Source organism: Amycolatopsis sp. NPDC051061, from assembly GCF_040682935.1.
Lineage (GTDB): Bacteria > Actinomycetota > Actinomycetes > Mycobacteriales > Pseudonocardiaceae > Amycolatopsis.
In genome coordinates, this window is sequence record NZ_JBFBBZ010000001.1 from 1 (window position 1) to 12613 (window position 12613).

Sequence of the window (12613 nt, forward strand, 5' to 3'; positions counted from 1 at the left end):
GGGCCCGCACCCGGCGGTGCGCGGGCCCGTACCCCGGCGGTGCGCGGGCCGGCGGGGGGCGAGCGCGGTGCCAACCCGACTCCCCCCCCCCGCGACCTCCCGGCACCCCGGCGGTGCGCGGGCGGCGCGAGCGCGTCTCACGCCGCCGCCGGGCGCTGGGCCCGCTGGTCCGGCCGTCCCGGCTTCAGCAGTGAGAACCGCACGCACTGCCAGCCCGCCGGGGTCCGGGTGAAGCGGGCCGCCAGCGCGAACGACCGGCCGGCCGCCTCCACGCGGGCGCACGCCTCGAGCACCCCCGCCACCGGAGTGCACACGTGCACCCGGCACAGCCGGTGCCGCGGCCGCGCCAAGTGCGGCCCGCTGAGGCCCGCGAGGACCTCCGGTGCCACCAGCCCGCGGATCTGCGGTACCGGACGGCGGCCGTCGTAGGCCTCCAGCAGCATGGTCAGCAGGCGGCCCACCTCACCCGCCTCCAGCCCGCGAGGCACCGGCCACCGGGCGTCGCCGCGCCGGTGTTCGTGCGGGGTCACCGCCGGCGGGCTTTCGGCCCGGCGCGGCACTTCGTTGTGGACCAGCGTTCTCACGCGGTGTTCCTCGGACATTTCTCCCCTCCCGGACGGTGGCATTTCGCCGCCGTCACGGCTTAGAGGTGGGAACCGGCCCGAAAGGCGACGGGAATCGCCCGATTCGGGAAAGAACCGCCGAAGCGATGGATTCACCGGCGCCGGTGCGGTAAGCGCCGGCCGTTGTTGCGCTGTGCGAGACAACGCGTCGTTACCCCGGCTATGGTGTGCCGGGTGTTAAAGGGCTTATTGGTCGATTTCGCCGGTGTTCTCACGGATCCCGACGCAGGCCGCTTCTACGACTACTTGGTGGCCGCGCGCGAACGTGGCGTCCGCACCGGGCTGCTGTCCAACGCCCCCGGAGCGTCGGCCGAGGTGAAGAACACCATGTTCGACTATTTCGACGCCCTGGTGTTTTCCGGCGAGGTCGGTGTCGCCAAACCGGATCCCGCGGTCTACCTGATCGCGGCCGACCGGCTCGGCCTGCCCGCCGTGCGGTGCGCGTTCGTCGACGACTCGGCCGCGAACATCCGCGGCGCCGTCCAGGCGGGCATGGTCGGCGTGCACCACCGGTCGGTCGAGGAAACGCTCACCGAGCTCGGCGCGCTGTTCCCCGATCGATGAGCGTCACCGCGCGCGGCGGACCAGTTCGAAAGACAGGACCGCCGCGGCAGCTGAGACATTCAGCGACTCGACGTCACCCGGCATGGGAATCGACACCCATTCCGTGACGAGCTCGCCGACTTCGGTGCCGACTCCGTCCGTCTCGCCGCCGAGCACGAAAGCGGCGCGCTGCGGCAGTTCGACGTCGAAAACCGCAGTTCGAGCCGACGCCCCCAGCGCATAAAGGCCGTAGCCGGCTTCGGTGAGCATTTCGGCGGCTTCGCGCGCGGAGCCGCACCGCAGCACCGGCGCGCGGAAGGCGACGCCGGCCGAAGCCTTGACCACCAGCGGGTCGAGCGCCGCGACGCCGCGGCGCGGCACGATCACGCCGTCGAGCCCGGCGGCGGTCGCCGTGCGCAGGATCATCCCGACGTTCGCGGGCGTCGTGATGCCGTCGAGCAGCAGCACGCGCGACGGCGGGCGACGGTCCGACAGCGCGGCTTCGAGCGCGCGCATCCGCGGGGCGACGACGTCGGCGAGCACGCCCTGGTCCTGCTTGCCGTTGCCGGCGAGCACCTTGACCCGGTGGGCGCTGGCGCGCTGCACCGCCACGCCGGCCTCCTTCGCCGCGCGCTGGATCTCCGCCGCGCCGGGACCGCGGGCGGTGTCGGCGAGGATCACCTTGTCCACGCGCAGGCCGTCGTCGGCCAGCGCTTCGAGCACCGGCTTCCGGCCGTACACGGTCAGGAAGCGGTCTTTCGGCGAGACGGTCGACTCATCACCCACACCCGGCAGTCTCGCATTGTGTAAGGATCGGCTCATGCCCGACCGCCTGTCCGCGCTGGACGCCTCGTTCCTGTACGTCGAGGACCACGCGACGCCGATGCACGTCGGCGGGGTGGCAATCTTCGAGCGGCCGCGGTCCGGGTTCGGCTACGCGCAGCTGCTCGACCTCGTCGGGGCGCGGCTGGCGTACCTGCCGCGCTACCGCCAGCGCGTGGCGGAGGTGCCGGGGCACCTGGCGCGGCCGGTGTGGGTGGACGACGTCGACTTCGACCTCGGCTACCACGTCCGGCGCTCGGCACTGCCCCAGCCGGGCAGCGACGAGCAGCTGTTCGACCTGGTCGCGCGGCTGATGTCGCGGCGGCTGGCCCCGGAGCGCCCGCTCTGGGAGGCGTACTTCATCGAGGGCCTGGCCGGCGACCGGGTGGCGCTGGTGACCAAGACGCACCAGTCCGTTGTGGACGGTGTCGGCACGATCGAGCTCGGTCAGCTCATCCTCGATCCGACGCCGGCCGAGCCCGAGCCGTTCGAGGACATCTGGACGCCGCGGCGCGAGCCGAGCCGCACGCAGCTGGTGCTGGACGCGGTCAGCGAGGGCGTCCAGCGGCCGGGCGAGGTCGTGGAGAACGTCCGCTCGGCGGCGAACGACGCGTTCGCGGTGGCGGGGAAGTTCGCCGAGACCGTCGGCGGGGTGGCGTCGACGCTGCGCACGCTGGTGAGCCCGGCGCCGACCGGGCCGCTGAACGTCCGGGTGTCGGGCGGCCGCGTGTTCTCGGTGGTGCGCACGCGGCTGGAGGACTTCCGCAAGATCCGCGCGGCGCACGGCGGCACGGTCAACGACGTCGTCCTCGCCGCCATCACCGGCGCGTTGCGCGAATGGCTGCTTTCGCGCGAAGAATCGCTGTCTCCGAACGCGACGATCCGCGCGCTGGTGCCGCTGGCGGTCCGCGACGCCGAGACGGCGGAGTACTCGACGCCGGCGCTGGTCGGCAACCAGGTGGCCGCGTACCTGGTGGACCTGCCGGTCGGCGAGCCCAACCCGGTGCTGCGGCTGCAGCACATCGGGCACGCGATGGCCGAGCACCTGGACTCGGGACGCTCGGTCACGGCGCGCGGGCTGCTCAAGGTGGGCGGCTTCGCCCCGGCTACCCTGCATTCGCTCGGCGCGCGAGCGGCGGGGTCGCTGTCCGGGCGCATCTTCAACGTCATGGTGACCAACTCACCGGGCCCGCAGGTGCCGATGTACGCGGGAGAGGCCAGACTGATCGAGATGTTCCCGGTGATGCCGCTGATGCGCACCCAGGCGCTGGCGATCGGGGTGACGTCCTACCACGGCGGCGTCTACTTCGGACTCAACGGCGACCGCAAGGCCGCGTTCGACGTCGACCTCGTGGCCGGGATGATCGAAGAGTCCTTGGAAGAGCTGAAGGGTGCGCACTGGTGAGGGTCTATCTGCCTGCGACCATCGCGATGCTTCGCGACCTCGAAACCTCGGGGGAGTTCCGCGCCCGCAGCGGAACGGCGTTCGCTTTGACGCCGGCTTTGCGCGAGGCGTACGTGAGCGGTTCGGACGAGGAGCTGGAGTACGCGGCGCTGCTGGACGCGGCCCGGGCTTCGCTGCGGCTGCTCGCGGCGGAGGAGAAGGGCGAGCCGCGGCGGGTGGTGATCTCGGCGGACGTCGAAGGCGTGACGCTGCGGCCCGACCTGGACGCGCCGGTGGTCCGCATCGGCGGGCCGATCCCGTTGAAGGCGGTGGCGGCGATCCACGTGGACTCGGCCGAGGCGGCGGACGCGGTCGCCGCGGCGGCCGCGGTGATCGACGCGGCGGACCTGGGTGATCCGGACGCGGAGTTCACGCTGGGGGACGCCGAGGACCACGAATTGGCCTGGTACGCGCCGCAGGAACTGCCGTTCTTGCTGGAGCTGCTCTGAGTTGTCCACAGGCGGGATTGCCGGTGGACAACTTGTGACTAACCGACCTCGCCCGGAGGCGGCGGCCGCACATCGACCGGCACCCCCCACTCGCGGTACCGGGTCGTGATCCGGGCCTCCCCGCCCTGCAAAATCGGCGAAAGGTCCAGCACGATCTGCACCGGCCGGTGCGCGTCGTCGAGCCAAAGCTCCACCGGGAACTTGCCACCGAGCTGCCCGGCGGCGTCGGCGGGCAACCCGGCCGGCAGATCGGCCCCCAGCCGGGCCAAGTCCAGCTCCACCCGGTAGTGCTCCGCGGCCACGCCGTCCAGCTGCCCGCGCTCGGACGAGACGATCGAACCCGCCGTCCGGATCTCGCCCAGTGTGTGCGCCGGGTCGTTCTGGGCCGCCAGCTGCGCGAGACTGCCGCCGACGACCTGGGAGAACGGGTCGCTCCCGTCCGCCGCGACCACCACCCACGGCTTGCCCGCGCCGACCTCGTCGCGCGAACCCTCCGGCACCTTCGCGTACAGCTTGCCGGCCACCAGCCGCAGCTCCATCGGCTCGCCGATGAAGTCCGTCGTCATCACCTGGGACGTCCCGCCCGCGCCGAAGCGCGCTTGGCCCTGCCCCTTCGAGCGGACCTGGCCCACGGCGACGTCCGTGCCGAACTTCGCCGAGCCGCCGCTCGTCGTGGCCGCCGTGGCGGCGTCCGCCAGCGCCCGCGCGTCGGTGAACGCGGGTGGGGCCGGCGAGCCGGTGCAGGCGGTCACCAGGACGAGCAGCAGCACGACGGCGGCTTTGCGCATGGCGCCAACAAAAACACAGCGGCTCCCCCGAACCCGTTCGGGGGAGCCGCTGCTACTCAGCGTCGTCCGGTCAGCGACCGGCCTTCTTCATCAGCTCGCCGAGGTCGACGACCTGGTCGGCCGGCGGGGCCGTCACGTCGACCTGGGTGCCCCAGTCGCTGTACTTCATCGCGAACTTCGCGTCGCCCGCGGGCGCGCCCAGCGCCTGCATCATCGGGCCCTGGTCCATGGTCACCTGCACCGGCAGGTTGTCCTTGTTCAGCCACAGCTCGGCCGGGATCTTGATGTCCTTGCCCTTGAGCTTCTCGTTGAGCTGGTCGCGCGCCGCGGCCGGGACCTGGCCGGTGAACTGGTCGATGGCCTTGGCGACGTCGAGCTCCACCTTGTAGTGGTTGACCTGCTCGCCGTTCAGGTCGGTCTGGTCGGACGAGATGATCCGGCCCGCCTTGGCGACCTGGTCCAGGATCTTGCTCGGGTCGCTCTGGTCGGCCGACTGCGACATCGCGGCGCCCATCGCCTGGGAGACCGGGTCGGTGCCGTCGGCCGAGATCTTGGCCCACGACTTGTCGGTGCCCATCTGCTTCTGCTGGTCGGCGGGCAGCTTGATGTACATGACCTTGTCGACCATGCGCATCTCGGTGGTCTCGCCGGCCGCGGTGCTGGTCATCGAGAACTTGGTGTTCGCGCCGTCGAAGGCCATCGCGCCGGTCGCGCTGATCGTCTGGCCGGCGGCGGAGCCCTCCATGACGAACTTCGCCGACTTGGACTTCTCGGTGCCCTGCTTGGACGCCGAGGCCAGCTGGATCGCGTCGGTGAACGGCGAGGCGAGGAGGCCGCCACCGCCGTTGGCCTGCGTCTGGTTGCCCGCGGCGGCCGGCTCGGCGGTGCCGGAGTTGCCGCCGCACGCCGTCAGCGTGAGCACCAGCGCGGCGCCCGCGGCGACCAAGGTGGTCTTGCGCATCGAATTCCCCTCAGAGTCAAATGTTCCGCTCGGCATATCGCCCGATCGGACGAAGAGTTACCACTGGGACGGTGACGATCCGCCACGGGTTCCCGGTTGCCTCAGGTTTCCGTGGGGCGGGTCACGTCGTGACCACCACGGGAGGCCAGCAGCCGGCGCAGCGACGCGAGCCGCTCGGGCAGCGCCGTTCCGTCCGCGACGACGTCGTCGAGCGCGCAGTCCGGGTCCTCGGGCGCCCCGAGGTGGCCGCAGCCCGAGGGACACTCCTCGGCGGCCGCGGCGAACTCTTCGAAGGCGTCGACGATGTCGTCCGCGGTGACGTGGGCCAGCCCGAACGACCGCACGCCCGGCGTGTCGATCACCCAGCCGCCGTCCGGCAGGGGCAGCGCCACCGCGGCGACGGACGTGTGCCGCCCCTTGCCGACCGCGCTCACGACGCCGACGGCCAGGAAGGCATCCGGCACCAAGCGGTTGACCAAAGTCGACTTGCCGACACCGGAGTGGCCGACCAGCGCCGTCACGCGGTCCTTCAGCATCTCGGTGAGGCCTTCGGGCTCTTCGTCGTAGCGGGTCACGATCGCCGGGATGTCGAGGCCCGCGTATCCGGCGAGGAGCTCGTCCGGGCTGGCCAGGTCGGCCTTCGTCAGGCACAGCACCGGCTCGACGCCGCCCGCGTAGCAGGCGACCAGGCAGCGGTCGATGAAGCCGGTGCGCGGCGGCGGGTCGGCGAGCGCGGTGACGATCAGCAGGCGCTCGGCGTTCGCGACGACCAGCCGCTCGTACGGGTCGGTGTCGTCGGCCGTGCGCAGCAGGGAGCTGGTGCGCACGTCGACGCGGATGATGCGCGCGAGGGTGTCCGGCTTGCCGGAGACGTCGCCGACGACCCCGACCCGGTCGCCGACCACCACCGGCGTCCGGCCCATTTCGCGGGCCCGCATCGCGGTGATCACCCGTCCGGGGTCGGCGTCGATCGCGCAGGTCCAGCGGCCGCGGTCCTTGCCGATGACCATGGCGTTGACGGCGTCGGCGTGCTCGGGACGGCGCTTGCTGCGGGGCCGGGTGCCCTTGCCCGGACGCACGCGGACGTCGGACTCGTCCAGCTTGCTCCAGTCGTTGCGCGTCAAACCCTCGTCCTCTCGTGCGCCGGTGCCACCCGAATGATCCCACGCCGCTCGCCACGGCCCTGGCCTGCGTGTAACGATGGCGTCCCGGACGTATCCGGTAGAGGAGGTTGGCCATGTGCGGCCGCTATGCCGCCACCAAGGACCCGGCGAAGCTGATTGAAGAGTTCGAGGCCATCGACCTCACCGAGGGGCACGCGCGCGCCGACCACAACGTCGCGCCGACGAAGAACGTGGTCACCGTCGTGCAGCGGCACCCGCGCGACGAAGACGGCCAGGTCCTCGAGGACGAGCCCGCCGAGCGCTCGCTGCGGATGATGAAGTGGGGCCTGGTGCCGTTCTGGGCCAAGGACCCGTCGGTCGGCTCGCGGATGATCAACACGCGCGCCGAGACGGCCGCCGAGAAGCCGGCGTTCCGCCGCGCGCTGGTGTCCCGCCGCTGCCTGGTGCCCGCCGACGGCTGGTTCGAGTGGCGCCGCACCGGCAAGGAGAAGGAGCCGTTCTACATGACGGAGCCGGACGGCTCCTCGATCGCGTTCGGCGGGATCTGGGAGAGCTGGCACCCGAAGGACGACAAGGACGCGGCGCCGCTGATCACGTTCTCCATCATCACGACCGACGCCGCCGGCCAGCTCACCGACGTCCACCACCGGATGCCGCTGATCGTGCCCCGCTCCCATTGGGACGGCTGGCTCGACCCGGACCGTGAGGACGTCAAGGACCTGCTGGTGCCGACGCCGGACGACATCGTGGCGTCGCTGGAGCTGCGGCCGATCTCGACCCTGGTGAACAACGTCCGCAACAACGGGCCGGAGCTGCTGGAGCGCGTCGATCCGGCGCACGAGGGCGCCCTGTTCGACACGCCGAAGTCATGACCGCCGTCGAGATCGACACCGCGTACGGCCCGGCCCGGGTCTACCTGCACTGCGCCGAGGAGGGCGTGGCGGTGCTGATGCTCGGCCACGGCGCGGGCGGCGGTCTCGGCGCGAAGGACCTGGTGGCGGTGACGCGGGCGGCCCAGACGGCCGGCGTGCACGTGGCACTGGTCGAGCAGCCGTACCGGGTGGCCGGTCGCCGCGCGCCGGCCCCGGCGAACCAGCTGGACACGGCGTGGCTGACGATCGCGGACGAGCTGTCGGAGCGCTTCGACTCCCTGCCGCTGGTGTTCGGCGGCCGGTCGTCCGGGGCGCGGGTGGCCTGCCGGACGGCGTCGGCCGGGCAGGCGGTGGCGGTGCTGTGCCTGGCGTTCCCGGAGCACCCGCCGGGCAAGCCGGAGAAGACGCGTCAGCCGGAGCTGGACGCGGTCGAGGTGCCGGTGCTGGTGGTCCAGGGCGAGCGCGACCCGTTCGGGCGGCCGAAGGCGGGGCCGCACCACGAGATCGTGATGGTCGACGGGGACCACAGCCTGTCGAAGGACCTGGAGACGGTTTCGCGGGCGGCGACGGAGTGGCTGTCGCGGGTGCTGCGGCCGCTGGCCTGAGCCGGTCCCGAGCGCCCCAATGTGGCCTTGGTTGCGTTCAACGCACCGAAGGGCCCCTTGGGTGCGTTGAACGCACCGAAGGCCACATTGGGGCGCTGGCGGCCGGCCAACAAGCGCGTAACCCGCGGCTCAGACCGCGATCGGTGCCACCACCGCCGACGTGAGCCGGATCAGCTCACCAGGCGCCAGCTCCACCTCGAGCCCGCGGCGTCCGGCCGAACAGAACACCGTCCCGAACGTCGGAGCCGAGGCGTCGATCACCACCGGCAGCCGGCTCCGGTGCCCCAGGGGCGAGATCCCGCCCAGCACGTACCCCGTGGCCCGCCGAGCCGCCGCCGGGTCGGCCATCTTGGCCTTCTTGCCGCCCGCCGCGGCCGCCAGAGCCTTCAGGTCCAGCTGTCCCGTGACCGGGACCACCCCCACGACCAGACGGCCGTCCACCTCGGCCACCAGCGTCTTGAACACCCGGGCGCGCTCCAGGCCCAGCGCCTCGACCGCCTCCAGCCCGTACGATTCCGCGCGCGGATCGTGGTCGTACGCGTGCAGCGTGTGCGCCACTTTCCGCTTCGACAGCAGCGCCGTCGCCGGGGTGCCCTTGCCAGCCATGGGCCGGAGTCTAGGGAATGCCCGCACCCCCCGATCGGTTGTACGGAACGTGACAGCAACCCTCGCCACCACACGCTCTCGCAGCCGCCGCCGCCCTGAGGCACCGGCGAACCGCGGTGTGCCCGGCCCCCGCGTAAACTCGACGTCGCCGTATGCGCGCACGCGCATCGACGCCGAGCGGGAAGGGAACGGTTTGCCGAGCACGCAGAACCCAGCGTCGGAAGAAGCGACCGAGGCCGAGCGCGCCGAGCGCTTCGAGCGGGACGCCATGCCGCTGCTCGACCAGCTGTACTCGGCCGCGATGCGGATGACCCGCAACCCCGCCGACGCCGAGGACCTGGTCCAGGAGACCTACCTGAAGGCGTACGCCGCCTTCGCGTCCTTCAAGGCGGGCACGAACCTCAAGGCGTGGATGTACCGCATCCTCACCAACACCTACATCAACGGCTACCGCAAGCGGCAGCGGCAGCCGGTACAGGCGCCCACCGAGGAGATCACCGACTGGCAGATCGCCAAGGCGGAGAACCACACCTCCAGCGGGCTGCGCTCGGCCGAGGTCGAGGCGATGGACAACCTGCCCGACAACGACGTGAAGGCCGCCCTGCAGAAGCTGCCCGAGGAGTTCCGGCTGGCCGTCTACCTGGCCGACGTCGAGGGCTTCGCGTACAAGGAGATCGCCGAGATCATGGACACGCCCATCGGCACCGTGATGTCCCGCCTGCACCGCGGCCGCGCCCAGCTGCGCGACCTGCTCGCCGACGTCGCGCGCGAGCGCGGCTTCATCCGGGGGGCCAAGGAAGAGGTGGCGGGGCGATGAACGACATGTGCGAGGGCGCGTCGGACAAGGTCCGCTGCGAAGAGGCGCTCGCCGACATCTACCTGCTCCTCGACCGCGAGTGCAGCACCGAGCGGGACGCGGCGTTGCGCGCCCACATCGAGGACTGCCCGCCGTGCCTCGAGGAGTACGGCATCGACGAGCACATCAAGCAGCTGCTGGCCCGCAAGTGTGGCGGTGACCACGCCCCCGCCGAGCTGAAGAGCCGGTTGCGCGCGTCGATCCGCCAGACCGTCGCCACGCGCGGCGGCGTCACCGTGGAACGCACCGAGATCACCCTCGAGCAGCGTTCCGAATAGCGCCCGAGCACGACAAAGGCCCCCGCACCACGGTGTGGGGGCCTTTTTGCGTGCCGACGCCGAATTCAGGAGTTGGGCTTACCGCCGTGGTTCGCGCTGTTCTTCTTCCGGCTGCGACGCTTGCGGGCGCGCTTCGACATGTTCACTCCTCGTCGTCAAAGCTGGTCAACCTCTCAAGTGTGTCATGACGTCGCGTTCTGGTTGGATGGGGTGGTCAGGGCGAGCGCGAGGAGGGTGTCGATGGCCGAGATCAGGGCCGAAATGGTCGGCACCGTGCTGGAGGTCGTCGCGGAGCCGGGCGCCGCGCTGAACGCCGGTGACACCGTGCTGATCCTGGAGTCGATGAAGATGGAGCTGCCCGCCGTGAGCGCCAAGGCGGGCACGCTGACCAGCCTCGCCGTGGCGAAGGGCGACCGGGTCCAGCAGGGTGACGTCCTCGGGACGGTCGAGTAACCCGTGTCCACGCTCAACGAACTGCTCGCCGACAACACCGGCCTTCCCGGGGAGGCCGCGGACCACCTGCAGACCGTCGTCGCGGAGTGGCAGCTGCTGGCCGACCTGTCCTTCGCCGACTTCCTGCTCTGGGTCCCGGTCACCGAGGACCTGCAGCCGGACGGCGGCGACTTCGTCTGCGTCGCGCACGCGCGGCCGACGACGGCGCCCACCGCGCACCCCGAGGACGTCGTCGGCACGCGGTTCACGGTGGAGGAGCACCCGCAGCTGGCGAAGGCCATGCGCGAGGCGCGGATCTGCCGCGAGGAAGACCCGCACTGGTACCGCGACCTGCCGATGCGACGCGAGGCGATCCCGGTGCGCTTCCACGACGACGTCGTCGCCGTGATGAGCCGCGAGACGAACCTGGCCGCGCCGCGCGTCCCTTCGCCGCTGGAGATCGCGTACCTGGGCAGCGCCGGCGACCTGTGCCAGATGATCGTCGACGGCACGTTCCCGCCGAGCGGCACCAACGCGACCGACACGCACACGTCGCCGCGGGTGGGGGACGGGCTGATCCGGCTCGATTCGAGCGGCACGGTCGTGTTCGCCAGTCCGAACGGCTTGTCCGCGTACCACCGGATGGGGCACGAGTCCGACCTGGTCGGCACCCGGCTGGCGCCGCTGACGCGGTCGCTGATCCGCGACCCGTTCGACGCGACCGAGGTGTCGCACCGGATCATCGAGGCCCTCGACGGGAAGCCGTCGAGCCGTACGGAGGCCGATTCGCGACGCGGCGCGGTGGTGCTGTTCCGCGCGCTGCCGCTGCGGCCGGCCGGGCAGGCGGCGGGCGCGCTGGTGCTGGTGCGCGACGTCACCGAGGTCAAGCGCCGCGACCGGGCGTTGCTGTCGAAGGACGCGACCATCCGCGAGATCCACCACCGGGTGAAGAACAACCTGCAGACGGTAGCGGCGCTGCTGCGCCTGCAGTCCCGCCGGACGTCGTCGGAGGAGGCGCGGCTCGCGCTCGCGGAGTCGGTGCGCCGGGTGACGTCGATCGCGCTGGTGCACGAGGCGCTGTCGATCTCGGTGGACGAGCGCGTCGACCTCGACAAGCTCCTCGACAACGTGCTGCCGATGGTCGGCGAAGTCGCCACGGCGGAGTCGCAGGTCGGGCTGAAGCGGAAGGGCTCGTTCGGGGTGGTGGTCGCGGAAATCGCGACGCCGCTGGTGATGGTGCTGGCCGAGCTGGTGCAGAACGCCATCGAGCACGCCTTCCCGGCGGGCCGGTCGGGCAAGGTCGAGCTGATCGTGGAGCGCTCGGCCCGCTGGCTGGACGTCGTCATCCGCGACAACGGGCGCGGCCTGCCGGCGGGGTTCTCGCTGGAGCGTTCGGACGGCCTGGGCCTGCAGATCGTGCGGACGCTGGTGGAGTCCGAGCTGCGGGGCTCGCTTTCGCTGCGGAAGGTGCACGCCGAGGCGTCGACCCGGGTGGCGGGAACGGAAGCCGCGCTGCGCATCCCTCTTTCGAGGCGCTTGTAGACCGTCCTGTTTGGACTTGATCACCGCCGGGCATATCCGTCTCGGTGGACGTGATCGGGTGCGGATCGCGGCCGGGAACCAGTGGCGGGGAACCTGAAGACGTTGAAGGCCCGGCACGTGGTGCTCGTGTGCCGGGCCGTTCAACGTTTTTGCGAGGACTTGAAGTCCTGGTGAGGTTTCAGCACACCCGTCGTGGGGCGGTTTCACCTCGGTTGTTAAACTTGAGCTGGGTAGGTATCACCCCAGACGGCGTGGGCATGGAAATGCCCGCCGGGTGATTTTCCTACTCGGCTCGGTGGATCTTTGTGATATCAGGCGTTGGTACGCGTGCCAATGTGCGTACGGCGGCGCTTGACTGCGCGTCGCTCGTCTTCGCTCATGCCGCCCCACACGCCCGCGTCCTGTCCGCTGGCCAAAGCCCAGGCCAAGCAGTCGGAAGCGACGGTGCAACGGTGGCACACGGCCTTGGCCTGACTAACCTGCGACAGAGCAGGACCGCTGGTTCCCACCGGGAAGAACAGCTCGGGGTCCTCGTCTCGGCAGGCCGCGTCGTGGCGCCAGTCCATGTTCGTGAGCTCCTTCATATGGCGCGGGGAGGGCCGCGCCACAGTCGTCAATGGCGGTCGTGTTCTTGGGTGCTTGTGAATGCTTTCACGAAGCACCGCGTT

Annotated in this window: 16 protein-coding genes; 9 read left to right on the top strand and 7 right to left on the bottom strand. The window is 71.2% G+C overall.

Going from position 1 to position 12613, the window contains the following annotated elements; genetic code table 11:
- Nucleotides 1–137: 137 nt before the first annotated feature.
- A complete protein-coding gene (locus AB0N03_RS00005) occupies nt 138–584 on the bottom strand; it encodes an Rv3235 family protein (RefSeq protein ID WP_364362897.1) in 447 nt (148 codons plus the stop codon).
- A 228-nt stretch (nt 585–812) separates the two neighbouring features.
- On the opposite strand from AB0N03_RS00005, the gene AB0N03_RS00010 reads away from it, so the two are divergent.
- Entirely contained in the window at nt 813–1187 is a 375-nt protein-coding gene (locus AB0N03_RS00010; protein WP_364364212.1) for an HAD-IA family hydrolase, read from the top strand.
- A 3-nt stretch (nt 1188–1190) separates the two neighbouring features.
- Here the strand turns inward: AB0N03_RS00010 and AB0N03_RS00015 are convergent, their stop codons facing one another.
- Nucleotides 1191–1952 (bottom strand): RNA methyltransferase, encoded by a 762-nt coding sequence (locus AB0N03_RS00015; protein ID WP_364362899.1) that lies wholly within the window; start codon nt 1950–1952, stop codon nt 1191–1193.
- A 34-nt stretch (nt 1953–1986) separates the two neighbouring features.
- Here AB0N03_RS00015 and AB0N03_RS00020 point away from each other — a divergent pair, with 34 nt between their 5' ends.
- Entirely contained in the window at nt 1987–3393 is a 1407-nt protein-coding gene (locus AB0N03_RS00020) for a wax ester/triacylglycerol synthase family O-acyltransferase (protein WP_364362901.1), read from the top strand.
- Complete coding sequence (locus tag AB0N03_RS00025) at nt 3390–3881, top strand: hypothetical protein (protein ID WP_364362903.1); 492 nt, start codon at nt 3390–3392, stop codon at nt 3879–3881. Before AB0N03_RS00020 ends, AB0N03_RS00025 begins: the two co-directional genes overlap by 4 nt.
- A gap of 38 nt (nt 3882–3919) precedes the next feature.
- On the opposite strand, the gene AB0N03_RS00030 is transcribed toward AB0N03_RS00025, so the two are convergent.
- The 3 genes from AB0N03_RS00030 to rsgA all read right to left on the bottom strand — a co-directional run bounded on the left by AB0N03_RS00030 (nt 3920) and on the right by rsgA (nt 6754).
- Nucleotides 3920–4669 (bottom strand): hypothetical protein, encoded by a 750-nt coding sequence (locus tag AB0N03_RS00030; protein WP_364362905.1) that lies wholly within the window; start codon nt 4667–4669, stop codon nt 3920–3922.
- Between the two features lie 70 nt (nt 4670–4739).
- Nucleotides 4740–5630, bottom strand: coding sequence for a hypothetical protein (locus tag AB0N03_RS00035; protein WP_364362907.1), 891 nt, complete (start codon nt 5628–5630; stop codon nt 4740–4742).
- 101 nt (nt 5631–5731) lie between these two features.
- Entirely contained in the window at nt 5732–6754 is a 1023-nt protein-coding gene (rsgA, locus tag AB0N03_RS00040; protein ID WP_364362909.1) for a ribosome small subunit-dependent GTPase A, read from the bottom strand.
- Nucleotides 6755–6867: 113 nt separating this feature from the next.
- On the opposite strand from rsgA, the gene AB0N03_RS00045 reads away from it, so the two are divergent.
- Both AB0N03_RS00045 and AB0N03_RS00050 read left to right on the top strand, forming a co-directional pair.
- Nucleotides 6868–7626 carry an SOS response-associated peptidase gene (locus AB0N03_RS00045; RefSeq protein ID WP_364362911.1) on the top strand — a complete coding sequence of 253 codons (759 nt, stop codon included), beginning with the start codon at nt 6868–6870 and terminating at the stop codon, nt 7624–7626.
- Nucleotides 7623–8231 (top strand): alpha/beta family hydrolase, encoded by a 609-nt coding sequence (locus AB0N03_RS00050; RefSeq protein WP_364362913.1) that lies wholly within the window; start codon nt 7623–7625, stop codon nt 8229–8231. Before AB0N03_RS00045 ends, AB0N03_RS00050 begins: the two co-directional genes overlap by 4 nt.
- A 129-nt stretch (nt 8232–8360) precedes the next feature.
- Here AB0N03_RS00050 and ybaK read toward each other — a convergent pair whose 3' ends face one another.
- Nucleotides 8361–8837, bottom strand: coding sequence for a Cys-tRNA(Pro) deacylase (gene ybaK, locus AB0N03_RS00055; protein WP_364362915.1), 477 nt, complete (start codon nt 8835–8837; stop codon nt 8361–8363).
- 193 nt (nt 8838–9030) lie between these two features.
- Between ybaK and AB0N03_RS00060 the strand changes: the two genes are divergently transcribed.
- The 4 genes from AB0N03_RS00060 to AB0N03_RS00075 all read left to right on the top strand — a co-directional run bounded on the left by AB0N03_RS00060 (nt 9031) and on the right by AB0N03_RS00075 (nt 11945).
- Entirely contained in the window at nt 9031–9654 is a 624-nt protein-coding gene (locus tag AB0N03_RS00060) for a sigma-70 family RNA polymerase sigma factor (protein ID WP_364364215.1), read from the top strand.
- Nucleotides 9651–9971, top strand: coding sequence for a mycothiol system anti-sigma-R factor (rsrA, locus tag AB0N03_RS00065; protein WP_364362917.1), 321 nt, complete (start codon nt 9651–9653; stop codon nt 9969–9971). The genes AB0N03_RS00060 and rsrA overlap by 4 nt, the downstream gene beginning before the upstream one ends.
- 240 nt (nt 9972–10211) lie before the next feature.
- A complete protein-coding gene (locus tag AB0N03_RS00070) occupies nt 10212–10424 on the top strand; it encodes a biotin/lipoyl-binding carrier protein (RefSeq protein WP_364362919.1) in 213 nt (70 codons plus the stop codon).
- Between the two features lie 3 nt (nt 10425–10427).
- Nucleotides 10428–11945, top strand: coding sequence for a histidine kinase N-terminal domain-containing protein (locus AB0N03_RS00075; RefSeq protein WP_364362921.1), 1518 nt, complete (start codon nt 10428–10430; stop codon nt 11943–11945).
- A 311-nt stretch (nt 11946–12256) separates the two neighbouring features.
- Here AB0N03_RS00075 and AB0N03_RS00080 read toward each other — a convergent pair whose 3' ends face one another.
- Nucleotides 12257–12511 carry a WhiB family transcriptional regulator gene (locus AB0N03_RS00080; protein WP_247057443.1) on the bottom strand — a complete coding sequence of 85 codons (255 nt, stop codon included), beginning with the start codon at nt 12509–12511 and terminating at the stop codon, nt 12257–12259.
- Nucleotides 12512–12613: the final 102 nt, after the last annotated feature.